Origin of the sequence: Xenorhabdus doucetiae (assembly GCF_000968195.1) — a bacterium.
Lineage (GTDB): Bacteria > Pseudomonadota > Gammaproteobacteria > Enterobacterales > Enterobacteriaceae > Xenorhabdus > Xenorhabdus doucetiae.
Window position 1 is genome coordinate 3,544,206 of sequence record NZ_FO704550.1, and the last position, 25,527, is coordinate 3,569,732.

17 protein-coding genes, 2 tRNA genes and 1 pseudogene are annotated in these 25,527 nt (G+C 45.7%); 4 read left to right on the top strand and 16 right to left on the bottom strand.

The features are described 5' to 3' along the window. Window position 1 precedes the first annotated feature (1 nt). The gene (locus XDD1_RS15465; protein WP_045972568.1) at window positions 2–1,171 is read right to left on the bottom strand and encodes a hypothetical protein; all 1,170 of its coding nucleotides are present in this window, start codon (window positions 1,169–1,171) and stop codon (window positions 2–4) included. A gap of 277 nt (window positions 1,172–1,448) precedes the next feature. Beyond that, window positions 1,449–1,907: pseudogene (locus tag XDD1_RS20310) on the bottom strand (Hcp family type VI secretion system effector); the annotation flags it as partial. Between the two features lie 568 nt (window positions 1,908–2,475). On the opposite strand from XDD1_RS20310, the gene csdE reads away from it, so the two are divergent. Next, entirely contained in the window at window positions 2,476–2,934 is a 459-nt protein-coding gene (gene csdE / locus XDD1_RS15475; RefSeq protein ID WP_045972570.1) for a cysteine desulfurase sulfur acceptor subunit CsdE, read from the top strand. Between the two features lie 5 nt (window positions 2,935–2,939). Here the strand turns inward: csdE and tcdA are convergent, their stop codons facing one another. After that, window positions 2,940–3,752, bottom strand: a complete 813-nt coding sequence (tcdA, locus tag XDD1_RS15480; protein ID WP_045973709.1) for a tRNA cyclic N6-threonylcarbamoyladenosine(37) synthase TcdA — start codon at window positions 3,750–3,752, stop codon at window positions 2,940–2,942. An 88-nt stretch (window positions 3,753–3,840) separates the two neighbouring features. After that, window positions 3,841–4,938 (bottom strand): murein transglycosylase A, encoded by a 1,098-nt coding sequence (gene mltA, locus XDD1_RS15485; protein ID WP_045972572.1) that lies wholly within the window; start codon window positions 4,936–4,938, stop codon window positions 3,841–3,843. 238 nt (window positions 4,939–5,176) lie between these two features. On the opposite strand from mltA, the gene XDD1_RS15490 reads away from it, so the two are divergent. Continuing rightward, window positions 5,177–5,253: transfer RNA gene (locus XDD1_RS15490), tRNA-Met, on the top strand. A gap of 34 nt (window positions 5,254–5,287) precedes the next feature. Continuing rightward, window positions 5,288–5,364, top strand: a tRNA-Met gene (locus XDD1_RS15495). Between the two features lie 157 nt (window positions 5,365–5,521). Here XDD1_RS15495 and amiC read toward each other — a convergent pair. Then, window positions 5,522–6,769 (bottom strand): N-acetylmuramoyl-L-alanine amidase AmiC, encoded by a 1,248-nt coding sequence (gene amiC, locus XDD1_RS15500; RefSeq protein WP_045972574.1) that lies wholly within the window; start codon window positions 6,767–6,769, stop codon window positions 5,522–5,524. Window positions 6,770–7,112: 343 nt separating this feature from the next. Between amiC and argA the strand changes: the two genes are divergently transcribed. Beyond that, entirely contained in the window at window positions 7,113–8,438 is a 1,326-nt protein-coding gene (gene argA, locus XDD1_RS15505; protein ID WP_045972576.1) for an amino-acid N-acetyltransferase, read from the top strand. A 28-nt stretch (window positions 8,439–8,466) separates the two neighbouring features. Here the strand turns inward: argA and recD are convergent, their stop codons facing one another. From recD to lgt, 11 genes are all read right to left on the bottom strand, one after another. Then, window positions 8,467–10,374 (bottom strand): exodeoxyribonuclease V subunit alpha, encoded by a 1,908-nt coding sequence (gene recD, locus XDD1_RS15510; RefSeq protein ID WP_197541039.1) that lies wholly within the window; start codon window positions 10,372–10,374, stop codon window positions 8,467–8,469. Window positions 10,375–10,379: 5 nt separating this feature from the next. Next, complete coding sequence (gene recB / locus XDD1_RS15515; RefSeq protein ID WP_045972580.1) at window positions 10,380–14,030, bottom strand: exodeoxyribonuclease V subunit beta; 3,651 nt, start codon at window positions 14,028–14,030, stop codon at window positions 10,380–10,382. Beyond that, window positions 14,027–16,918 carry a pitrilysin gene (gene ptrA / locus XDD1_RS15520; RefSeq protein ID WP_045972583.1) on the bottom strand — a complete coding sequence of 964 codons (2,892 nt, stop codon included), beginning with the start codon at window positions 16,916–16,918 and terminating at the stop codon, window positions 14,027–14,029. Before ptrA ends, recB begins: the two co-directional genes overlap by 4 nt. Window positions 16,919–16,937: 19 nt before the next feature. Continuing rightward, a complete protein-coding gene (recC, locus tag XDD1_RS15525) occupies window positions 16,938–20,360 on the bottom strand; it encodes an exodeoxyribonuclease V subunit gamma (RefSeq protein WP_045972585.1) in 3,423 nt (1,140 codons plus the stop codon). Continuing rightward, window positions 20,353–20,742 (bottom strand): prepilin-type N-terminal cleavage/methylation domain-containing protein, encoded by a 390-nt coding sequence (locus XDD1_RS15530; RefSeq protein ID WP_231854421.1) that lies wholly within the window; start codon window positions 20,740–20,742, stop codon window positions 20,353–20,355. Before XDD1_RS15530 ends, recC begins: the two co-directional genes overlap by 8 nt. After that, a complete protein-coding gene (locus XDD1_RS15535; protein WP_045972587.1) occupies window positions 20,739–21,197 on the bottom strand; it encodes a YgdB family protein in 459 nt (152 codons plus the stop codon). The genes XDD1_RS15530 and XDD1_RS15535 overlap by 4 nt, the downstream gene beginning before the upstream one ends. A 15-nt stretch (window positions 21,198–21,212) precedes the next feature. Then, window positions 21,213–21,827: a prepilin peptidase-dependent protein gene (locus XDD1_RS15540; RefSeq protein ID WP_231854422.1), complete on the bottom strand. Its 615-nt coding sequence runs from the start codon at window positions 21,825–21,827 to the stop codon at window positions 21,213–21,215. After that, complete coding sequence (locus XDD1_RS15545) at window positions 21,824–22,333, bottom strand: prepilin peptidase-dependent protein (RefSeq protein WP_045972589.1); 510 nt, start codon at window positions 22,331–22,333, stop codon at window positions 21,824–21,826. The genes XDD1_RS15540 and XDD1_RS15545 overlap by 4 nt, the downstream gene beginning before the upstream one ends. 389 nt (window positions 22,334–22,722) lie before the next feature. Then, a complete protein-coding gene (locus XDD1_RS15550; RefSeq protein ID WP_045972591.1) occupies window positions 22,723–23,595 on the bottom strand; it encodes an alanyl-tRNA editing protein in 873 nt (290 codons plus the stop codon). A 168-nt stretch (window positions 23,596–23,763) separates the two neighbouring features. Continuing rightward, entirely contained in the window at window positions 23,764–24,558 is a 795-nt protein-coding gene (gene thyA, locus XDD1_RS15555; RefSeq protein WP_045972593.1) for a thymidylate synthase, read from the bottom strand. Next, window positions 24,555–25,445, bottom strand: coding sequence for a prolipoprotein diacylglyceryl transferase (lgt, locus tag XDD1_RS15560; RefSeq protein ID WP_045972595.1), 891 nt, complete (start codon window positions 25,443–25,445; stop codon window positions 24,555–24,557). Before lgt ends, thyA begins: the two co-directional genes overlap by 4 nt. Window positions 25,446–25,527 lie beyond the last annotated feature (82 nt).

Below are 25,527 nucleotides of genomic sequence, written 5' to 3' on the forward strand. Positions count from 1 at the left end.
TTTATTTCATTGGTTTAAAAACCAACCCTCCAAAAGTATGTTCAATAAAATAATCGTACGAAGTATTTATTTTTACCCACGGCTTAACCTCTCCCCATGAAAACAATGTAATATCAACATTGTTTTCATGTTTTTTTACTTTATCTTTCCAAACAATCCAGTGGTTTTTTCCAGATGTTTCTTTCATATTCTTTAACATGCCAGCAGAAATTAAAGAAACCACATGATAACCTTGTTCAATATAATTATTCAGTTCTTCGATACCCTCTTTATTACTATGCATTAAACTAATATTACTAAACACTTTTTCATAACCCGCTTTTTCAAACCATTCTGTCAATTTTCCCCACATTGTAATACCAGCCACTTCATCATCAACCTCATCATAACTCATAATCATATTTTCTGAATCTCTTAAGCTTGCCAATGTCAACCAATCTAACCCAGATATTCTTTCACCATATTGATTATAAAAAGTACCTTTAGGATGTCGGCAACCCTCACCCGGTTTAATTTCCAGTTGACCAATTTTAGTTTTGCCATATTTCCATAATTCGCGGGCAGCTTGCTCATAAATATCCGGTCTGTCTATTTGCAGGCAATAAAAAAAAGCAGCAGGGCCACATAAACTTGCTCCATTTTGATCCGGATAAGTTCTTTTAGACAACCTATCCTGAATTTGTGATTCAATTTTACGTTTTTCAAACGGATCGTGTGGGTGACCAACTGGATATTCTTTAGCAATAAAAGGTCTTTCAGGAATAGTAATCTTTAGTTCAACGGTATTATCCCCATCGCTGACAGGTTTTGTTTCAATCGTACTTTCAAAATAACAGGCATTCTCCCGTTTTTTATCCGAGCAAGCTTTACCTGATACAAACTCACCAAGTGTATACATCTTTTTAAACGGGGCTTGCAATGCCTGAATTGTATTTGAACCATGCTTACGGTAAAGCATCATTTGCATAATATAAATCACGGAAAGAGAGTCATCTGTTACCTGCGTGACATGCTGTTGTGTTGCATAATTACTCTGTAGTTTCTCCCGAAAAACATCGAGTAATATATGGAAATTGCCTTTTGCATCCTGACGATAAATGGTTAAATCGTAAAGCAGGTTTTCCGCAGGAACATTGGATTCGATCTTTGTCTGAACGGTATAGGTCGGCATGGTATTAATCCTTTAAAATATGAAAACTCAGGTTCTTTTTGTCATCAGTGAGATGCCATTGGGTAAAACCCTGCTTATCTGTCACGCCTTCTTTTATCTGACCATCCGGCAGGCAAACCCGATATTTACGCTGAATTAAAAGGTTGCCTTCGTCATCTGTACAACGATAGCGGGCATGGTATTTAGATTGTTTTACCGGAGTTTCTTCAATTAACGGCTTAACATTCGAGAACCCGGATAAAAGCGGCCTTTCTTCTTCACGCCCCTGCAACTGCGATATCGCATAGCCTGTTGTCCCTGCCGCGCGATGCGTGAATGAGATCGACTTATAATCAAGCTGCACCGTTTCATACGGGATCTGGTCATTGTCATCTATCGAATGCGGGTAGTGACAGGAAAAATCAACAATGGTTGCGCCTGTCAGTTTGATCTCATAAAAAAATTCCAACTGTCCGGCAAGGTTTACGCGGTAACACTTAAAAAGGGCATCCAGCAACTCGTTCTTGTCTATCGCCAACCCCAGCAACGGGGAAGATTTATCAATGGGTTTGGTAAAGCTGACCGGGAGATGATTAACATTCTGATCACGTGTCATCATATGGCTGAGGTGTAATACCTGTATTTCATCTTCCCGCCCGGCCTGATAGCGGTTACCGATAGATTCGGGGGTTGAACAGCCCGCCGAGATTAAGCCTTGTTTCTTGCCCTTTAACGACAAGTAAATAAGATTGGACATTCCTGTCTCCTGTCATCTGATTTTCAATGGATGCTCATTACAGCATCAATTAAACAGGATATAACAGTAATACTTATCTATTCCAGCGTGAATAAAAGATCGCCAGTAAAATTGTGATTAATCTCTATTCTTAAATAAAATCAGATAATTACCTAATTTAAATTTCAGATAGCACCCTAATAAAAAAACAAATTGATATACTAAATTTATCTTCTTAGATTCATCCGGCTTTTATTTTCCTGCCAGAAGCCATTCTTCGGCCTCTTCGGAGATCCCCTTTTGTTTTATTTTGAAACTGTGTTTGATTGAGAGGAAAAATCTAAAATTTATTATTTCAATGAAAATTAGATTTAAATCACACTTCTTCCGAAAAGGTTGTTTTTTCCACGACCTTAAGGGAAATTAATTCGATGAAAACTCCAACACATTATAATGATGATAGCTATTCACCCTTCCTTGCATTGTCATTTTCCGTATCAATAACTTTCGTTTAAAAGTATAACTGCTATGATTCTCAAATCTTATCCAAGGATAATCAGCAACAAACACACAACAAGATAAACACCCCATGACACAACGCACAGACACTCTCCTTGCTCCGCATCCTTTTGGCACCGAAATCACGGAGCAACAACTTATTGAAAACTTTCAGCAATGCCAATTGTGGGAAGATCGTTATCGGCAGCTCATCGGTCTGGCCAGAAAGCTGCCGCCGTTGGCGGATGAGCTAAAACAGCCCAATATCGAAAGATCCGGTTGTGAAAATCGGGTTTGGCTGGGGTATCAACGGCTGGCAGACGGCCGGTTGCATTTTTATGGTGATAGCGAAGGCCGGATTGTCAAAGGATTATTGGCAATCCTGCTGACTGCCGTGGAGGGCAAAACCCCAGAACAGGTGTTGCAAACACCTTTAACCGGGCTATTCCAGCAACTTGGCCTTGAACAACAACTCAGTGGCTCAAGGCTCAATGGGGTGAAATCCCTGATCAATACGCTTCAGGAAATCGCTGGCACCGACATCCGTTAAGTGCGTTACTGCGTACTTTCCCGTTCCGCTTTTGCCACCATCTTTTTCAATGCGTGGGAGACAGCAACAAAGCCAAAGGTCGCCGTGACCATCGTTGCGGCACCAAAACCGGAAGCACAATCCATGCGTTTAGACCCTTCCGCCGTGCCCTTGGCTGCACAAACTGTACCGTCAGATTGCGGGTAAACTAACTGTTCGGTGGAAAAAACACAGTCAATGCCCAATTTGCCCTTGCCGTTTTTCACGACGCGATAATCCGATTTTAAGCGCTCTTTCAATTTCGCCGCCAAGGGATCTTGCACCGTTTTCGCCAAATCCACCACCTGAATCTGGGTAGGATCAAGCTGCCCACCGGCTCCGCCCGTCGTCACAACCGGGATCTTATAGCGACGGCAATAGGCCAGCAGCGCCGCCTTGGGTCGCACGCTATCAATGGCATCAATCACATAACTGAAATCGGTGGATATCAATGCCGCCACATTATCCGGGGTGACAAAATCATCAACGCAGGTGACTTGGCACTCAGGATTGATCGCGCGTATCCGCTGGGCGATAACGTCCGTTTTTGGCAAGCCCACATTCTGTACCAAGGTATGCAACTGGCGGTTGGTGTTGGTGATACAAACATCATCCATATCAATCAGCGTAATCGCTCCGATCCCTGTACGCGCCAGCGCTTCTGCCGCCCATGACCCCACTCCGCCAATGCCCACCACACAAACATGTGAGCGGGCAAATAATGAAAGCGCTTTTTGACCATATAATCGAGCCGTACCCGCGAAGCGCTGAAGATAGGCATCAGAGAGAGAAACTTGCATGGCTAAAATCCCACATAAAAATAAATACCGCATAAAACCTATCCCTATTGAGATAGGTTATCGATTGATGGTTTAAATTGGGGAGATCTTACTGGTTTGCCGCCAAAAAACCAGATGAGGCTTTCTTCAATACCCAAACCCGGCCATAGTGGTTATAAAAACCCGCCATTTCTCCCGCTTTCTCGCCAACACCGTGATAAATATCGAAATGATGCCCTTTAATCGCACCACCCACATCCAGCGCCACCATCAGACGCATCCGGTACTGGCCGGTAAATTTGCCCATCTCATTCAGCACAGGCACTTCCGCCAGCAACGCGGTTCCGGGCGGGATTAATGATTTGTCAGACGCGACCGACGCTTTGGCAACCAGAGGCACCGCACTGGCTCCTCTGACGAGGGTGTGGGGTTCAGGTTTAAAGAAAACAAATGAAGGATTTTGCTCCAGCAGTTCTTTCACTTCGGCTTCACTGTGCTGTTCGCCCCACTGACGGATCGCTTTCATGGACATTTTCCCACTCGGCACTTCGCCACGGTCGATCAGCACCTTGCCAATACTGCGGTAGGGATGGCCATTTTTCCCCCCATAGCCGAAAAAGGTTAACGGACGTCCATCGCCAAAATCAACATAACCGCTCCCCTGCACTTCCATCATGAAATTATCCATCAGAGAATTACTGTATCCGATAATAAATTTCGGGTTCAGGGCACCGCGGTATATCGCGGCGCGACTTGGCAAGCGGGAACGTGAATGAGCCGGTATACGATACAACGGATATTTAAACTCCCCTTGCCGGGTATGCCGTGCCTGCAAAACCGGCGTGTAATAACCGGTAAATTTCACGTTGCCGTAGTTATCTTCACCTTCCATCTGGTAAGCCTGCAAACCGAACCCATTCAGGTCACGGGTATCACCACCGGACAGCATCCAGCTCTCAATCGCAGCAAAAAGTTCACGGTTATTGCTGTAAAGACGGGGGGAAGATTCGCTGATATAGTTAACCTGAGTGACAAAATCTTTGGCATTCACCGGAGAACCTTCGGCATTAGGGGTATTAACCAATTGGAGGTTTTGGGTAATCCGCCCATCCTTATACTGCTGCGCCTGATCAGTGGGCCGAAAATGACATCCCGCTAATAACGAAATGACACATCCAACTAAAAGATATTTACCCCAAACTCTCATACTAATGCCTTATCTCTCTTTCACTTATTCGGATCACGAACAATACCAAACACGCATAAATAATAAAATGTAGTTAGAGAAAATGGTTAGAGAAAATAGCTTACCGTTTCGACCAAGCAAATTGGGTAAAAACAAAACAATCAGGCTATTTTAAAACCAAAAAACAAACAAATTTAGTAAATATCAATAAAAAAACTTGCAACTGCTTCGTTCCAGCGTATAGTGTGCCGACATCGGACGCGGGGTGGAGCAGCCTGGTAGCTCGTCGGGCTCATAACCCGAAGGTCGTCGGTTCAAATCCGGCCCCCGCAACCAGTTCGATTGATAATCAAGTTTGCAGTTAGACGGACGCGGGGTGGAGCAGCCTGGTAGCTCGTCGGGCTCATAACCCGAAGGTCGTCGGTTCAAATCCGGCCCCCGCAACCAATCTTACTTTCTTATCTTATCCCTTCAATATTTATCCTGATCCTTATTTTCCAGATTATTATTTGATCCCCACTTGTCTTATAACCTAATTCCCACTGATTTTTAAATTCGCACTTCAATATTATTTACCGCCTGTTTATCACCCAAGGCGGATATTTCACCGCCGCGCCAATTCTGCCCCATTTTTGAAATACGCCTTAATGCCGGCAAAAATAGATTCCGCCACTTGTTGCTGGAATTTTGCGGTTTTCAGTTTGCGCTCTTCTTCCAAGTTACTGATAAAGGCCGTTTCTACCAAAATGGAAGGAATATCGGGGGCTTTCAATACCGCAAATCCCGCCTGATCGACGCTATTTTTATGCAGTTTATTGATTTTGCCCATTCGCTTGAGCACTTCGTTACCGAATTTCAGGCTATCATTGATCGTCGCCGTTTGAACCAAATCCAACATGGTATGATCCAAATATTTATCGCCACTTTTGCTGACGCCACCAATCAAGTCAGCTTCGTTTTGAGTCTGAGCGAGAAAACGGGCGCTATTACTGGTCGCGCCCTTCGTTGAAAGCGCAAACACGGACGATCCCCGTGCAGAACGATTGGTAAAGGCATCGGCATGAATAGAAACAAAGAGATCCGCCCGCATTTTACGGGCTTTCGCCACTCTCACCGTCAAAGGAATAAACACATCTTCATTACGCGTCATGTAAACTTTCATGCCCGGCTCACGCTTGATAAGCGCCTGTAGACGACGGGCAATTTGCAACACGATATCTTTTTCACGGGTTTTATGTTTTCCAATCGCCCCGGAATCTTCACCGCCATGACCGGGATCGAGCATAATCACAATCGGCCGGTCTTTACCTGCCTTGCCCGGTTTGCGTGTTTCCACCGGCAAATGCTGTTCCAAATCCCCACTGTTGTACTCTTCAAGCAGAGCCAGTAAAGGATCATCAGCCGCATTAACGGCCTTTTTGGGATACAAATCGAGTACCAAACGGTGCTTAAACTTAGCAATTGGCGGTAAGGTAAAAATATGCGGAGCGACCGGTTTTTTGATTTCAAACACTAAGCGCACCGTTTTAGGGTTAAATTGCCCGGCTCGCACCAATTTTAAATACGGATCACGCCGCTGAACCTGCGTCCCCATGCTGCTCAAAATGCTATTAAGCTGGATACCCTGTAAATCAATAACAATACGATTAGGGTTCGTAAGCGAAAACTGACGATATTTAAGTGGAATATTAGACTCCAGCGTCACTCTGGTATAGCTTGATGCGGGCCAAATACGCACAGCAATGACTTTTGCAGCCGCTGCATGACCTATCGGGCTGATACTTAACAACCATACAGCGGCTGCACCTTTCAGTAGGTGACGACGTGAAGCATTATGGCCTGAATGACTCATCGGTTATTCCATTTAAAAACAACGAAACGCAGTAATTTTTGCCAAACATAATGTTCGGCGGGGGGAGACTCTAATTAATTAGCGAACATCTGTCATCAAAAAATGTGCTTTTTGATCCCCTCAATAAATTCCCATAATAGCGATACACTCAATTTATGGGACTTCCCTACTCCTCTCGACGCGAGGGGTAAGAAAGTGATCTACGGTGTTGCAAAGTCATTTAGTTTATTTATACCAATATAAATAATAACGTTATTTTTATCCATATTTCCCCTTGCCATTTCCCTGTAAAAACAATAAAAATACAAAAAATACGAATAAATATTCATCCGGAGAGGGTTTCATGAAAGAGCGCAGTATCGAATTGGTTGAAGTCTTCCGTCACTCGGTGCCGTATATCAATGCACATCGGGGTAAAACCTTTGTCATTATGCTCGGCGGTGAAGCCATCGCCCATGATAATTTCGCCAATATTGTTAACGATATTGGATTACTGCATCATCTGGGTATTCGTTTAATCGTCGTTTATGGCGCGCGGCCACAAATTGAACAAAATATTGCCGAACATCACTACCCATCGGTTTACCATAAACACACCAGAGTCACCGATGCCAAGACACTGGATTTAGTCAAACAGGCAGCCGGCCTATTGCAACTGGAGATTACGGCGCGTCTTTCCATGAGCTTGAACAATACACCATTACAAGGCGCCAATATCAATGTTGTCAGCGGAAATTTTGTTATCGCCCAACCTCTGGGAATTGATGACGGCATCGATTATTGCCATAGTGGCAGAGTCCGCCGGATTGATGAGAAAGCGATCAACCAACAATTGGATAATGATACTATCGTGCTGATTGGGCCGGTTGCGGTTTCTGTGACAGGAGAAAGTTTCAATCTCACTTCCGAAGAAATTGCCACTCAATTGGCGATCAAATTAAAAGCTGAAAAATTCATTGGGTTTTGTTCATCTCAGGGCGTGCTTGACGTTGAAGGCAATACGTTATCAGAGATGTTTCCCAATGAAGGCGAAGTTCATCTGCACGCATTGGAAAATGCCGGGGATTATCATTCAGGCACCGTGCGTTTTTTAAGGGGAGCGATCAAAGCCTGCCGCCGTGGTGTTCGTCGCAGCCATTTGATCAGCTATCAAGAAAATGGTTCATTGGTGCAAGAGTTATTTTCCCGCGAAGGCATCGGCACGCAAATCGTAATGGAGCGTTCTGAACAGATACGCCGTGCCAATATCAATGATATCGGTGGCATTCTGGCGCTGATTCGCCCACTGGAACAACAAGGCATTTTGGTGCGCCGTTCACGTGAACAACTGGAAATGGAAATTGATAACTTCACCCTGATAGAGCTTGATAATGTCACTATTGCCTGTGCTGCACTGTATGCCTATCCTGATGAAAAAATCGGGGAAATGGCCTGCGTTGCGGTGCACCCAGATTACCGAAGCTCTTCTCGCGGGGAAATATTGCTCAATGCCATTTCCAACCAGGCTAAACAGGGCGGACTGGAAAAACTTTTTGTGCTCACAACACGCAGTATTCACTGGTTTCAAGAGAAAGGTTTTGAACCCGCAGAAATAGAGATGTTGCCCGTGGAAAAACAGGCGCTGTATAACTACCAGCGCCGTTCCAAGATCTTGATGCTGAATTTATAGGCTTATTAGCCTTAGACTCTGCGCTTTTTTATTGCGGGTTGAGCCACTCGGCCAGCCCGCTTCGCCGTTGTGTTGTTGTCGCCACAGCCTTATCCAACACGGGCTTATGGGCATAAATCGTTAATTTTTCCCGCGCCCGCGTCAGTGCGGTATAGACCAATTCCCGACTGATTATCGGTGAGTATTGGGTCGGTAAGACCAAGGCCGTATGCTCAAATTCCGACCCTTGAGATTTATGCACCGTCATCACATACGCCGTCTCATGTTGAGGTAATCGGCTTGGCTGGAAGCCTTTAATCTGCCCATCAGACAACTGGAAATAGGCTTTCAGCTCATTATTCTGATTGTTGAGCATAATCCCGATATCGCCGTTAAACAGCCCAAGCGTACTGTCATTACGCAATATCATAATCGGACGCCCGACATAACCCCGGCTCTCCACATTTTTGGGCAGCGTAATCATGCCTTGCCGGTGCAGTAATTGTTCCACCCGCTGATTCATCCCCGTCACACCAAACGGGCCTTCCCTTAACGCGCACAACAAGCGAAAACGGTTAAACTCCGCCAAAATGGTTTTTTCTGCTGCCCGTTCATTGACCATCGCCAAATAGGGGTAATACCCCGCAGCGGTTTCCGCCAACAGGCGTTGATAATCTGCATCCTCTGCAAGGGGATAAAAAGTGACATCAGGAAAAGAGTGATTCAGCACCGCTGCGACTCCCGCGCGATCCCCCTGATTCACCGCAGAGGCCAATTGCCCAATACCAGACGCAGAGTTGAAACGATAGCTTTTGCGCAACAGGCACAGGCAATCCCGCACGGCTGGCGCATTTTCACCGGAAATTGAGGTGGAATAAGCGGTTAACGGGCACCCGGTCAATCGCCCCAACTGTTCAGCACGTTCGGCGCTATAACCCTGTTCAGCGAAACGACAAATATCCCCCAATACCGCTCCGGCTTCAACCGAGGCAAGCTGGTCTTTATCCCCCAAGAAAATCACTTTCGCCTGCGACGGCAAAGCCTCAATCAAGTGAGCCATCATCGGTAAATCCACCATTGAGGCTTCATCGATGATCAAAATATCCAGGGAGAGTGGATTATCACGACCATAACGCAATTTCTGGCTATCCGGTTGTGCCCCCAATAAGCGATGAAGAGTTTGCGCCTGTTCTGGAATGCTGCGCCACTGTTCTGGCGTCAAATCCAGTTTTTTGACCGCTTCCCTCAGCGATTCAGTCAACCTTGCCGCCGCCTTGCCGGTGGGTGCCGCCAATTGAATCGTTAATTTTTTCCCTTCATGCAATTTAATCAGGGCAGCCAATAATTTAGCCACTGTCGTGGTTTTTCCGGTTCCCGGCCCGCCAGAGATCACCGAAATACGGCGGGTGACCGCCACTGCCGCCGCCACTTTCTGCCAATCGATTTCCCCACCAGCAGTGACACCAAAAAGATCATCCAGGATGCGACGTAACTGGATTTCATCAAGGGCAGTTTGATCATGAGCGGTTGGGTCAAAAGCCTCAGTCAACGCCACCGCAGCAAAAAAATCCGCCACCCGCCGTTCACTTTGCCACATGCGTTGTAAATAGAGGCGGTAACCCGTTTCCCTCTGATGAGTCAGGATCATCGGTGCCGGAGATTCCCCCGCACTCACCGCCGGGCTGGCCTGCAAGACCGCCAGAATCTGCGCTTGACCGGGTTCCCCGACCAAAGACCAAAGCGATGCTGCTAATTCCGGTTGCCGGCCGTCAAAAAAATATTTCGGCGCAATCCGCTCCAGCGGCAAACAGACATGCCCCGCGCCTGATTCAGCACTTAACAGTGCCGTAATCAACAGTAACAGCGGATTTTCATCCTCGATCATCGCATAAGCAAATTGCACATCCAAAGGACGCAGCAGCTTCTGGCTCACTGCTTGTTGCAATAATGACATCATGGCACTCATACGCTTTGTTCCTCATCAACAGCACGAAAAAGCGTATCCAGTTGGTCAATAAATTCAAAGGGAGGCAAGTAGTGGTAAATGCCATGCCCAGGGTTATCTTTATCAATGCCACGCAGAAACAGATAGATCACGCCGCCAAAATGTCGGCGGTAATCATAATCGGCCAGCCGGTGACGCAAATAGCGGTGCAGCGCCAGAGTATAAAGCTGATACTGAAAATCGTAACGATGTTCGATTATGGCGCTTGCCATTGCTTCTCGCGTATATGACTGGCTGTTCTCCCCTAACCAGTTCGATTTGTAATCCACGACGTAAAACTTATCTTGCCAGCAAAAAACCAAGTCAATAAAACCTTTTAACATGCCCTTGACTTGCTGGAAGGACAACGGTGCACATTGCGCAGACAGCGGATCATAACGACGGGTCAGCTTATCCATTTCCTTTGCATGCAATAGCTTATCCACGGGCAGGTAAAACTGCATTTCACTTTGCCGGAGGTGGCGAGGCACACGGGCAAGTTGCATGCCCTGCTCATTCAGCTCTGCGCACAGGATATCCTTCATCCACGGTGCCAATACGGGCGCCCAATTTTCATCGAATCCTGTCGCAGTCAGTTTTTCCGCCAACCACGCCTGATCCGGAGGATGAGCGAAATCCAGATCTTCCAGAATACTGTGCAAAAAGGTGCCCGCAGATGCCCCACGGGGAAAAGTATGTGGCGTCATCTGTAATGCCTGTTCTCCCTGCTTTTCACCACGCGCCTCAATATCCAGCTTCGGAGAAATAGATTGCACAATCACATCGACTGATTCGCCCAATGCCCCTGCATAAGCTGAGGAAGTCACGGGAGAAGCGGAATGTTGTAACCCCGAATAACTCGTCACCCGCCAGTCATCCCGAACGGCACGCCGTAATTTTCTGGCTGCCAGCGACAGACTATTTTCACCCTGTGAACGCCATTGTGAGTCAGTAATCTCTCCCAGCCGCTTGACTTCTATGCTGTTATCGCCGCAGTCATCGGCAAGCTCATTCAAACTGTTCACCAATAGCGCTGCATCACCTTGCTGCCCCTTTTGCAGCAGGTAGCCAAGGGCAGACAGGTGCAAATCCGTGTCGCCGGCTTTCCCTCGATTCCCTTTGATAAGCGGAGCCACACCCACGCTACAGTGATAAACTGACCGCGTTAATGCCACATAGAGCAACCGTAAATCCTCCGCCAGGCGCTCTTCATCCGCCAGCTCCAGGGCTTTTTTCAGCATTTCATCGTCATGGGAAATATTGAGGTGTGCCTCAAAGTTATGGCGATCATGATAAACAGCCTGCTTTTGCTTCCTGTAACCACAAATAAAAGGCAGGCAAACCAATGGATATTCCAGCCCTTTAGATTTATGGATGGTACAGATCTGCACCAGATGCCGATCACTCTCCAGCCGCAGTTGCTGGTTTTCTGATTGCGGGTCAGGGCGTGAAATTTGTTGCGCCAGCCAGCGGGCTACGGCGTGTTCGCTATCTAATTGCTGAGAAATTTCCTGCAATAATTCACCAATGTGCATGATATCGGTCAGCCGGCGTTCGCCGTCATCACCTGCCAGCAGGTTTTCGGCTATCCGGTATTTCACCATGACCGCCCGCAGCATCGGTAATACGCCGCGGGTACGCCATAAACGGGCATAACCATCAAATTCATCAACCAGACGATCCCACGCCGCTTCGTCGTGATTCAACTGATCAATTTGTTGTGCACTCAAACCAAATAAACTGCTGGCTAAGGCACTTCTCAATTCACGTGCTTTTTCCGGCGCCAGTACGGCCTGTAACAACCACAGCAAATCTTTCGCTTCTGGCGTATCAAACACACTTTCTCGATTGGAAAGATAAACCGAGGGTATCTTTAGCGCATGCAATTCCTTACGGATCAAAGAAGCTTCCCGGCGATCACGCACCAACACCGTAATATCTGCCGCCATCACCGGACGTGGTTTATCTTTGGCCTGATATAAAAGTGCCGTCCCTTGTTGCCCGGCCTGTAACCAATCCCGTATTTGGGCAGCACACTGGCGGGCCATGCTCTGTTCATATTCTCCTTTGGAAACCCCTTCACCCGACTGTAACCAAAATCGCAAAGCTGTTTGGTCTTCCCCATGCAGGGAAAATTTCAGACCATGATTTTTCTCTGCGGCATTCACGTTAATAAAAGGGATCTGTCCAAACAAAAATGGCTGTTCCGGGCGGGAAAACAGTTTATTGACCGCTTGCACCATTGAGGCGGAAGAACGCCAGTTCGTTTCCAGCGTGTAATGCGCTTTAACGTTCGAGCGGGCGCGAATATAGGTAAAAATATCAGCCCCGCGAAACGCATAAATCGCTTGTTTGGGATCACCAATAAACAACAAACCATTTTCTGGTGATTGATTCTCTGGTGATGGATTATCTGGTGATCGATCGCCATAGATGGCCTGAAAAATGCGATATTGTTGCGGGTCAGTATCCTGAAACTCATCGATCATGGCGACGGGATAGCGCTGGCGAATAGTAGCCGCAAGCTGCTCGCCGCCTGCCCGCTGCAAAGCACTGTCCAGACGGGTCAGCAGATCATCAAATCCCATGTAACCCCGTAGCCGTTTCTCTTGATCCACGGACTGGCGAACTTCCACGATCGCTTTGGCGATGATGATATCTTTCAAGGTCAGCGGCTGTTGATATAAACCCTCAATCGCGTCAAACAGAGGATGCCGCGGCGCTTCGCCTTTTTTGGTCTTTTCTGACAAGCGCGACTGACAAAATTTATCCAACTCTTTGGGTAACTGGTAATCGTTGGTCGGCGATTTAGCCCATTCAGAAACACTGTGCAACCAATTGGGCAAATGCTTTTTGCTGTAGCTACGCTTATCAACACCGGAGTCAGCAATCAGTTTCTCTAACCCGGCAGCGGCATCATTCCACTGACTCTTTAGCGAATCAATCTGCTCAATGATTTTCTGATGGCGGCTAAACAGCGTTTCATTACTATCAGGTGCATTGACAATATACGGCATATCCCCGTGCAAATAGTCCGCAATCTCTTTCAATAAGGCTTCCGGCCCACTCCATATCCGGCTGATTTCCGCCGCGATGGGCAGTGGTAGGGGATAACAGTGACGCCGCCAAAAATCAGCACAGCCCTGTTTACGTAACTGACTTTCATCCTGAATTAACGTTTGATCAAACAGGACACCAGACTCAAACGCATTATGTACCAACATGCGCTGGCAAAAACCGTGAATGGTATAAATCGCCGCCTCATCCATCTGACGTTCAGCAGCCAATAACCAACTGGCCGCACTTTCTTTGTCAGTAATTTCATTCAGCAGTTGCTGATAAATCGGATCACTAACCGCCGTTTTTTCCCGGATACAAGCCAGGCGGAGTTGGTGGATGTTTTCGCGGATACGTCCACGCAACTCCCCCGTCGCCGCTTCCGTAAACGTCACCACCAAAATCTCTTCGACATTCAGCGGCCGGGAAAAGGCGGCAGAGCCGCCCAATCCCAGTAGCAGACGAAGATACAACACGCCTATCGTATACGTCTTTCCCGTCCCGGCTGAAGCTTCGATCAGCCGCTGACCATACAGCGGCAGTGTTAACGGGTTAAGTTTATCTTTGCTCACAGAGCATTCACCTTAACCGGTAATTGCTTCTGGAAATCTGACACATAATCGTAAGTTTTCCAGCCTTTCAGCTCTGCATATTGAGGAGCTGTACCTTTTTTTCCGGTAACTTGGGATATTAGCGCCAGTCCCTGACGTTTAATCACCGCTTTTTCATAAAACGCAATGATCTGCGCTTTGGTGACTTTCTCCAGCGCGGCGATGGTTTTCTCACGGGTATCAAATTTGAAGTTATTTAGCCCAAAGTCTCCCTCATAGCGCGCGACTTCTGAATAGAAAGTCTGTGGAGGTTCACGCATTTCTGTTAGCAGTGATTTTTTATACTGCTCAAACTCAGCATCAGACATCGCTTTCAGCTTTTTATCCGCCTGTTGGTAGAAGCCCTGATAACGTTGATGCAGGTAATCCGGTTGTTTACTGTTACTTTGCACCAGAAAACCCAGCCCAAATTGTTCACCTATTCCTGAGTTGGAGGCTGAAACCACGTAGCCAAGCTGTTCTGTCGTCCGCAATTGATCAAAGAACCACGGTGACAAAATGCTACTCAACACATTGGAATAAACATATCCCGTGATACGGTCATACCCCGTTGGAATATAGATTTCCGCCAGCGCGTTATCCGTACTGCTCGCGGTTCTTTTAAAATTAACCGCATAATTACGGTCAATAACAACGTGTTCGCCCGTCCACCACACCGTTCCTTGATTGGCAAGCTGCTGCTGTGCCGCTTGAATGATGTCAATACCCTGCTGCTCGGTGAAATTACCGAAGACCATCGCCTGTAAAGCCGCCTGTTGGATCATTTTTTGGCGATATTTCACAATATCGTCAATCGTGATGGTATCCAACACCTTCAATCTTTCAGCCTGTTCAAAATAAGGTACATTCGCCAGTTGGGAAATGGGCTGCACGGCCATTTGGTAGGCCTTGCTGTTATTGGCGACTTCAATTTGTTCCCGATACCATGATTTCGCCTGCTCCAGTTTTTCCTGAGATGGCACAAATGAGAGGTACTGTTCTATGGCTGAGGTTAACAATTCGGGTAAATGTTGCGTAAAACCCCCTGCCATGATCCTCAAACCCTCAGCATAATCGGTTGAGACCCACATGCCCGCGACAGATGCCTGATAATTCAGTCGGTCAAGGGCAGCAGTAGATAAATAGGCAAACAACGTATCGGCAAGCTGATCCTTAATGGTTTTCATACCATCAGGATGACGCATCTCCAATATGATGCTTCCCTTTGGTTCATCCGCAAAATATTGGCTTGGCATATACAGCGCGCGAACATTGGGCTTTTCCAAAATCATTTTAGGCTGTTTTTGGCTACCCGATGTTTTTTTCACCAAGGATAAATCATCAGGAATATAGGGATTCAACTCAGGCAACGAGAATACATCTTCTTTTGCGAGCTTTTTCCATTCAGTCAATTGTTTTGGCGTAATTTTATTAACTTGATACGGAGCCTGTACGAAATAAGCCTCTTTGTTATGCGGTTCGGTTGGGCTGATAAACCAAATGCGCGCATTTTCAGGCGTTAATTCATCCAGACGGCTGGCTATCGCTTTTGGATTGAAGGCATCTGCCACATAACCTGCATCCAATACATGGGAAACAGGCAATTGCAACATGGCATCGGATAGCCCTTCAATATAGTTCATATTCCGCACGATTGACGCATACTGGAAAGACAAATTAAAGACATTTGTCATTTCATCGAAATAACGCTTATTGATACCCTGTTGTTTTAGCAGGTTAATGTAAGAAAAGATGGCAGCGATAACTTGATCACGCTGTTCAAGCCCCTTATCCGTCAGCGAAACATAAATATCAAATGTCCCGGAGTTACCATCCGTTTTGGGGTTGGCACTGGCGTCGATACTTTCGATTAGCCCTTGCTTCAATAACCAACCCGCTAAGGTATTTTGACTGTTATTACTACCAATCAAATACCCGACATAGGCGTCGGTTTTACTGCGAAAATCGGCACTGTTGTCCGCAATGCTAAATTCCAGTCGCAAGGTTTTATGCGGTTGTGCCGGCACATAATGGATAATGATGCCTTTTTCATTATCTGTGACTGCCGGCACCGTAATGGCCGGCACCGAAGCATGCCGATCCGGAATACGTCCAAGCGTTTCTGCCGCAATCTGCGCCAATTTATCAATCGATTGATGGCCATATACCACGCCTTTCATCAAATTGGCGGAGTAATAGCGCTGGTAAAAGTCAACCAGTGCCGTCTGTAATTTGCTGCCAAGTTTATCTTTGAGTGTTTCTAAGTTTCCGCCGGCAAAACGCGCATTGGGGTGAGCCGGATTAATGGTTTCGGAACGGATCTGCCACATGCGATGCCCTTCACCCGCACGAGCAATGGTCATTTCATTATCAACAGCATGACGTTCACGATCGGCATTAACCGGGTCCAGCAGAGGTTCAGCCAGCGCATCGGCAAGGCGATCCACGGCTTCTGCCAAAGCGCCATTTTCAACTTCCAGATAGAATGCAGTACGGTTGGCATTTGTACTGGCGTTATGGCTTCCCCCATGTTTTTGCAAAAATTCAGTAAACCCTCCCGACTGCGGATAGCGCTTGGAGCCCATTAATACCATGTGCTCAAGATAGTGAGCCAGACCAAGCTGATTATCTGGATTTTCCATATGACCGACCGGCAACGAGACGGCTGCCAAGGATTTAATGGCTTTCTCATCAGCAACCAGCAGAACTGTCATCCCATTTTGCAATTTAATGGCTTTATATTGACGAGGATCGCGATCACTTTTGTGGATCGTATCGGGTAATGGCTGCCAAGGCGATTGGGCATAGGCTGTCGCCCCAAAAAACAGCAAAAAGAGCATCGTCATGATGCGGATAACGTACTTAGGCATAACCTAATATTCTCCCTAATTATTTCAATAATGATCCATTGGAGTGACGTGCCATCGGCAATAAATAGCGCTGAATTTCACGCTTCATTCGCTCCAAAAGTGATTGATCAGCTTGCCGGAAAGCCCGTTGTACATAGTGATCCGCGCTTTCCCCTTTTCTGTCATGGGTTCCCAGCCACTGTTCCATGAATTTATTTTCAGCATGTTGTTGCATCTCTTCGCTAAAATCGATTTCTCCTGTTTCCTTATCAAAACAGTCAACTAACCATGCCCAGCCGCTTCGGCAAAACAAGGGGAGGGGTTCAGACATTCCTTGAAAATAGCCCTCGATCATCTGGTTCAGATAGTGTTTCGCTTGATCCTGCTCCAGTGGCAAGAAGCGATATTCTGAAACCTTTTTATCTTCCTTCTCTTTTTTCCCTTTTTTACCCGTTCCATATAGGCGGCTTTCACTGGCAGCACCTGAAAGACAACAGGCAAGATGTTCAATCCATAGTTGGATGCCATCATTGGCCGTTAAGTTCACTGGCCGCCAACGTAAAACTCCGTCAGGTTGTACCTGATTAATTCTGCCGGTCAACATCACAGCGTCTAATTTCTCATACAGCTCAATGGGAAAAGATGCGGTTCTCTCTTCACGTACCTTCGCAGCCAAGGGCTGCATCGATTCAAGTTGCTCCAGCCAATAAACTTCGCCAAAGGAACCATAGGGCAACCCTCCCGACGCCCGGAGATGGCAGAACAACGATTCAGGTGCTCCCTGTTCTATCAGGATGCTTAACAGGAGTTGGTTAAATTGATAGCGTTGCAGGTTATCCAGCACAAAAGGTTCTTCTTCCGGCAACTCCATCTCTTCAATGACAAAATGCACTTTCAACCGTTGCTGAAAAAACGCCCGGACAGGATGTCGATAGAAGCGGATCAAGTCATCCAGTGCCACTTCTTTGACCTCACTGCGATCAAAAGCAATCGGCTGACAAAAATCCGTGACTGAAACCCCTTGCTGGGTCGCGGCGGGTAACCATTCTGCGGCATAGCTTTGTAACTGGTGGTCAGGTAAGAAATTTTCCGACGCAAAAGGCACACGGGTATGCTGTGCCAGCAAATGCTCTCTGACATTTTTGGCGCTGTCATCAACATTGCGCATTTCATCACCGGATAAGCAAAAACTCTGGCAAATATAATCCAGTAATTCGTTAACCAAGACGGATGGATTGCATGCCGTATCATCGCGAATGGATTTACCGATATAGCTAATATAAAGAAATTGCTCCGCCGAAACTAACGCTTCCAGAAACAGATAGCGGTCATCGTCGCGCCGTTTCCTGTCTCCCCGCTGGGTTTTTTCTGCCATCAAATCAAACCCAAGCGGCGGAATAGTACGCGGATAAACCCCGTCATTCATTCCCAGCAGGCAAACCACCTTAAACGGAATGGAGCGCATCGGCATCAGGGTACAAAAATTGAGGGCGCCGGCCAGGAAGCGTTGGCTGATCTTCTCATCATCAAAACGCAGTGCCAGCTCATCGCGTAGCAGCACCAAAGGAATGCTTTCGCCATAATGCGCATTCAAGCCGTCATCAATCACTTTTTGCCATTGTTGCGTAATCAGCGCCAGAACCAGTTCAATTTCATCATCCGCGTCGAAAAAGGTGTCCAGCAGTTGCGGACATACCGCTAACCAATCCGTCAGTTGCTGTTCTTCGCTCAAAATCTTACGCCAGCGATTCAGTTCCATTAAAAACTCGGCCAATTGTCCGGCTAATTCGGCAGCCAAGCCACTGGATTCATCATAAGGCAAAACCTCATTCCACGGCCCGGCATGGCTATCCATCGCATAACCCAGTAGCATGCGGGTCAGACCAAAACGCCAGGTATTCTGCCCTGTAGTAGGCAAAGATAAGGCGGCAATATTGTCATCATCCAGCCCCCAGCAAATGCCGGACTCTTTTACCCAACGCCGCAATAAACGTAGCCCGTCCTCCTGAATCGCGAATTTGTTGGCTAAGGCCGGGACTTCCAACAATGCCAATACCTGTTCTGCCGTAAACCGACTCTGCGGCAAATCCAGCAAGGTAATGAATGCCTGTAAGACAGGATGTGCCTGACGGACTTTACGGTCAGAGATGGCAAAAGGGATATAACGATCATCGGGAGCATTGCCAAAAACCGCCTGAATATAGGGCGCATAGCTATCAATATCTGCCATCATCACAATGATATCCCTCGGCGTCAGCGAAGGGTCATCATCCAGCAAATGCAGGAGTTGATCCTGTAAGACTTCGACCTCTCTTTGCGGGCTATGACATGAATGAAAAGTCAGGGAGCGATCAACACGATTAAATGGGCGCTTCTTGAGACTATGTTTGAAGCTATTTTCTGTCGAACCGATCTGGGCATGATCTTCAAGATTAAGGATATCTTGTTGGATTTGGTGCAAGACAGAATCAGGTTCTAAGTCAACAAAAGCATGAATATCAGAATCTGGCTCCAATTGTGACAACAGGTAAAGGTGATCCCTGCCCAATTTTCCCCAAGAGGCCAGCAAGGGATTATTCAGCGCCTGCTCTCCTTCTTCATTAAAGAGCGATGAGGCGTTTTCTGGCTCTTTAAATCTTTCCAGCAATTGATTGTTTTTATAATGTTTTGGTTTACGGCTGGCTAATTTGGCAAGAAAAGCATAACTCTGAATATCGCCCCAATAATATTGGCATGGATTAGTGAACATAAGATGAATATCAATATGTTTACCCAATACCTTGAGGACTTGCAGGTAAGCAGGCGGTAATACCGATATCCCGCAGATGAAAATGCGCGCGGGAAGATCCTCCAAGGGAAAATTCCCTGCTTCCAAGGTCGTGATAAATCGCTGGTACAAATTAGCACGGTGCCACAAAGGTTGTTGTAGCTGACGGGTATAGGCGGTCAGTTCAATCCATAGCCTTTTTTGCCATAACTGGTTGCTGCTCAAGCCATCAATTAATTGACCATTTTCCCAGTTTTCTAACCACTGTGGGCGATAAACCAGATATTGGTCAAACAGGTCGGCAATCCTGCCCGCCAACTGGTGGATCTTGCGTTTATCAATATCCTGATCAAGATAGTGCCTGAGTGCTGAAAACTCCGGTTCCGTCAACAAATCGGGCAGCAGGGCCATTAATTTCCATTTCATGGCATCCTTACTGAAAGCACTTTCTTTGGGAATATCCGGCAACACGCACGTAAACATCTGCCAAATAAACGTGGCCGGCAGCGGGAATTCCATATTCGCCGCAATGCCCAGTTTTTCTGCCAACTGAATTTGCAACCACTGTGACATCCCCGGGCTTTGCACCAAAATCACTTCTTTGCCAAATGGGTCAGACAGGGGATTCTCCCCGATCAATACCACCATCAACTCCTTGAGAATATCGAGCTGATTTGAATGATAAACGCTAAACATCAATGCTCCCACTTGTACAAAACCAACGTTCTAATTTACTGGGTTTATTGTAATGTACTGTCAGCTTAATCGTTACTTGATAGCAGCCCCAAGCGTGAAATTCTCGCTGAAATTCCACTTTCCAGCCCCGCGGTATCGTTTCTCCTGCCGTTTTCTGCCAATCAATCTGGCCTGCCAAACGTTCGTATTGTTCTAACTGGTCATAGGCATATCGTACCGCTTTAAGCTGCCCCCAATATTGTTGGAAATTAGCTGACAAGGCTTGATGGTAACGCATTAAACCCAATAAAGAGATCGCAAATACGGCAGACGCAACCATGACTTCGGGCAAACTCATGCCCTCTTGTTGTCTTTGTCGCCCAAATAAGCTCAGTATTTTCATAAACAAAATTCAGCCTGAGAGACAGGACAAAAATCCAGCCAACCGCTTTCAATGGGGATCAGTGCACCAGAAATAAGTGTATCTTGCTTTAAGGATTTCATCTGTTTCATCCATTGATAAAGTTCAAGTTTTTGCCCTGAGGTAAATTGAGCAACCCCTTTTAATAAGAAAAGATTGCCTGAATAGTGCTTGAGGCAACTGGTTAAGTGAAATTCAGTGTGTTGCTGGCAAAACCAAGCGCCTGCATCTTGCTGATGGATCGGCCATGATTGCACCTTCCCCCATTCCAGTGATGATTCAGCGCGCCCAAAAGCCTGCAAATAGTTTTGTTCATCCATCATCATCAACATGGCGCTTTCCTGTTGATAATGGAGCGCTTTCAACATCATCAAACTCAGTGCCAATAGCATCATTATCGATACCAGCAGAATATTGCCCTGTTGCTTATCCGCCATATGTTTTCCCTGATATCACTTTTCCCTGATATTGCGCAGCCGGATTGTCGCTTGATAGCGATGCCTTATTGATGAGGATTTCAACCAATGGGCATCAATGGACAAAGTGATAAAAGTCACCCCGTCTTTTGCCCGTGATTTTTCAAGATGAAAGCGATTAATGACAACCTCTTTGGGATCAAATAACCTTTCCCAACCGCTTTCCTGACAATCCGCCGCCCCCCTTTTCCACTCAAGGAGACGGTTATTTAAGCGATAACCAAAAAATTCAGCGTCAATATGATCCGGTTTTTCCCATCGATTATTTAAATTGAGATCAAAAGCCACAATCAAACAGGAGTTGGTCGCTTCCGTATTTTTATGTTGAATGATCAATGGATCACCTTTGCATTGTTTTCTATCCCGACAATAACCTGCCCGCCGGATATCTTTCTCCATCAGATGGGCGGTTCTGTCCACCAAATAATGCAATCGATATTTTCGATAGAGATCGAGAATTTGGCCTGACAGAACCGGATAAGTTTTTGTCATGGCAACAAAAATTACGCTACTGATTAACAGCGCCACCATGATTTCCAACAAGGAAAATCCTTCCTGCTTTGGCTTGCAATAAAAACGAGTCGGCGTCACGGGTTTTTTATTCCCTCACAATGCGGAAGCGGATTAATGGTATTGCTGCATGTCCTGATCCTCCCGCGTCCTGAAATGACGACACTAATTTCACCCGCTGGGTTTGTCAGGGTGAAACTGGCTGGCATTGCTGTATTTCTGATGCCATAAAAATCAATGCGATCCGTCGTGGAAAAGGACAAAAACACCTCGTCATGAGGAGAATTAACCCGTTCCCCATCCCCTTCATCGCAAGCGGTTATTTTGGTGACAGACGATATCAGGCACCAAGGCTGCCCTGTCACTAACCATAAGGTACGATCCTGATTTAAATAATTTGCCAAGGCCTGCTGCCTTTCCATAAAAGACAGCACATTATGCACCGCTGATTGCAAATGCAGACGGCTTTGATATTTCCCCCAATGATACAACCCCCAAGACAAGCTAATCGAAATAATGAGCATCGCTACCAGTAACTCCAATAAGGTAAATCCATTTTGCTGGTGAAGACATTTATATTCCTTCATTCCCTGACTTCTCTATCCTGCCCAATGTTGATCAATAGGAATATCTACGATCAGAAATCAAATAAACAGGGGCATGGTTTGATTATGCGAAGAGGTTTGAAGAAAAAATAGATATTTTGTCTTGTTACATTTTAATTGCGTAACTGCTCACAAAATAAAATTCGACTTTTACAATAAAAACAAAAAAGAGCAGAATAATAATCCACCAAGAAACTCCAATAATAATGTCAATCATACCAAGTATGATAACTTGTCTAAGAGGAGGCAGTGATGGGTTAATAAAGTTGAGGTAAAATACTGATAACAGCCCAATCAGGGCCAGGAGTCAGGTAAGAGAGCAATGCCAATAGAATAAATACAGACATTAATTCAAAACTGATCATATTTTATTATCTCAAATCACAATGTGTTATGATTACAATATATTCGTCACTTTCCCCTGGGTTTATTTCCACTTTGACATCCTTGATTTCTGCTGTATTTATTATATGGGTTCCACCACACGGAATAACAACAGGGTGATTTTCTACTGTACTTTTCCATAATCGTAAATCTTGAATATTTTTTGATGTATATTCAACCTGTATTTCACTCCCCGCTACAAGCCAATTTTTCAGCGTGATATTTATTTCTTCACAGGCATGGTCAATGTTTTCCATAAATGAAGATTTATCAAATCCTTTTTTCTTGATCGATTTACCAAACCTATATATATCTATTGATTTTAACTCAGAAATTGATGATTTAAATATTGCTGCTTTATCCAAGTTAAAATTTCCTAAGCTATCCGTTTCATAACTTTTATTCCAATATTTATTAGCTGCTTTGTTCAAGGCTAAAGACATAAAGTGTGCCATGCTATGCGCGGCACTGATTTTATGTCTGGTTTCAGCATCAACAGATAATTTAACTTTTTCACCTATGATAAATTGATCTTCCAGACCATTTAATGATGATAAATAGTGTGCCGGAATAAGTTTATCTTCTGCATTTAATTTATTGGGTATATTCTGGTCAATATAAATCTGCCCGTCAATGATAGCCGCAGTATAAGTCCTAATAATATTTAATTCATGATGATTAAAAGTGATAACTCCCCTATCACTTTTTTGATCACCCCATTTATAATTTTTGGGGTAAAAAGGGCTATTGTCTGTAATAACAATATATCCATCGCTATATTTGAATAGATCAATGACCACTGCATCCAGGCTTAATTGCCCAGTCATAAAAGATGATTCAATTACTGAATTATTTAACATACCCATTTCACCTACTGTTAATATCATAAACAGTCAATCTACTTGCTGATTAAAAAATGTCAAGTTCTCGCGGGATGAATTTTCAGTTCGAAATATGATTAATGAAATGAATAATTGATGTGGGTAAATACATTTTCCATCCTCAAACTTGAGGATGGAAAAAGAGGATTAAATGGCAACCGGGGCTTTAATACCGGGATGTGGATCATAATCCACAATCTCAAAGTCTTCGAATTGATAATCGAACAGTGAATCGGGTTTCCGCTTAATCACTAACTGAGGTAACGCACGGGGTTCGCGGCTTAATTGCAGTTTAGTCTGTTCCAGGTGATTGCTGTAAAGATGGGTATCACCGCCCGTCCAAACAAAATCACCCACTTCAAGATCACACTGTTGCGCCATCATATGTACTAATAGTGCGTAGCTGGCGATGTTGAACGGCAAGCCTAAAAACACGTCACAAGAGCGCTGGTAAAGCTGGCAGGAAAGTTTACCGTCTGCGACGTAGAACTGGAAAAAAGCATGGCATGGCGCCAATGCCATTTTATCTAATTCCCCGACGTTCCATGCGGAAACGATGATCCGGCGTGAATCAGGATCACTTTTCAACTGCTCAATAACCTGCGTCAATTGATCGATTTGACGGCCATCCGCAGCGCCCCAGGCACGCCATTGTTTACCGTAAACCGGCCCTAAATCGCCATTTTCGTCAGCCCATTCATCCCAAATAGACACGCCATTATCATGCAGGTATTGGGTATTGGTATCGCCATTTAAGAACCAGAGTAATTCATGGATAATCGAGCGAATATGACAACGCTTGGTGGTGACCAGTGGGAATCCTTCTTGCAAATTGAAACGCATCTGATGACCAAAGATAGAGAGTGTTCCCGTTCCTGTACGGTCATCTTTTGCTGTGCCCTCTTCCAGCACTTTTTTCATTAAATCCAGATACTGTTTCATTTTGCCTCTTGTACCTTGTTATTGCGAGTTTTGTTGCCGGGGTATTTATATGCCCATATCATCATCAGTATTCCCGCTAAAATCATCGGGACAGAAAGGATTTGCCCCATACTTATCCCTTCAAACAGCCCAAGCTGTGCGTCAGGCTGGCGGAAAAATTCGACGATGATGCGAAATGCACCGTAACCAATCAGGAATAAGCCTGAAACGCTCCCCATCGGGCGCGGTTTACGGATAAATAAATTGAGGATGATAAATAATACGATGCCTTCGAGCACCATCTCATATAACTGTGAGGGATGGCGTGGCAGGACACCGTATTTTTCCAGAATGGGCCATAGCGAAGGATTGGCGCTGGCGATGGCGATATCTTCACTGCGGGAACCCGGAAATAACATTGCCCACGGCGTATCAAGCGTAACCCGCCCCCATAATTCGCCATTGATAAAGTTACCGATACGCCCCATGCCCAAACCAAAAGGCACTAAGGGAGCAACAAAATCCGCGACCTGTAAGAAATGGCGCTTGGTGCGGCGCGAAAACCACCACATGGCGCAAACGACGCCGACCAGTCCGCCGTGGAAAGACATTCCCCCATCCCAGACTTTAAACAGATAAAGCGGGTTATCCAGGAACATTGGGAGATTATAGAACAAAACATAACCGAGGCGTCCACCGACGAAAACCCCGACAAACCCTGCATACAGTAAGTTCTCAACTTCGTTTTTGTCCCAGCCACTGTTTGGTTTTGCTGCCCGGCGATTTGCCAGCCACATGGCGAAAACAAAACCGACCAGATACATAAAACCATACCAATGGAGGGATACCGGCCCGATTGAAAAGATGACAGGGTCAATATTAGGAAATGCCAGATAGCTAGTGCTCATCGTTCCCCACTAAAAATCATGTTGTGTGAATGAATGATATTGTGAATAAATGATCTTGTGCGAATAAATTATATGACTTGAA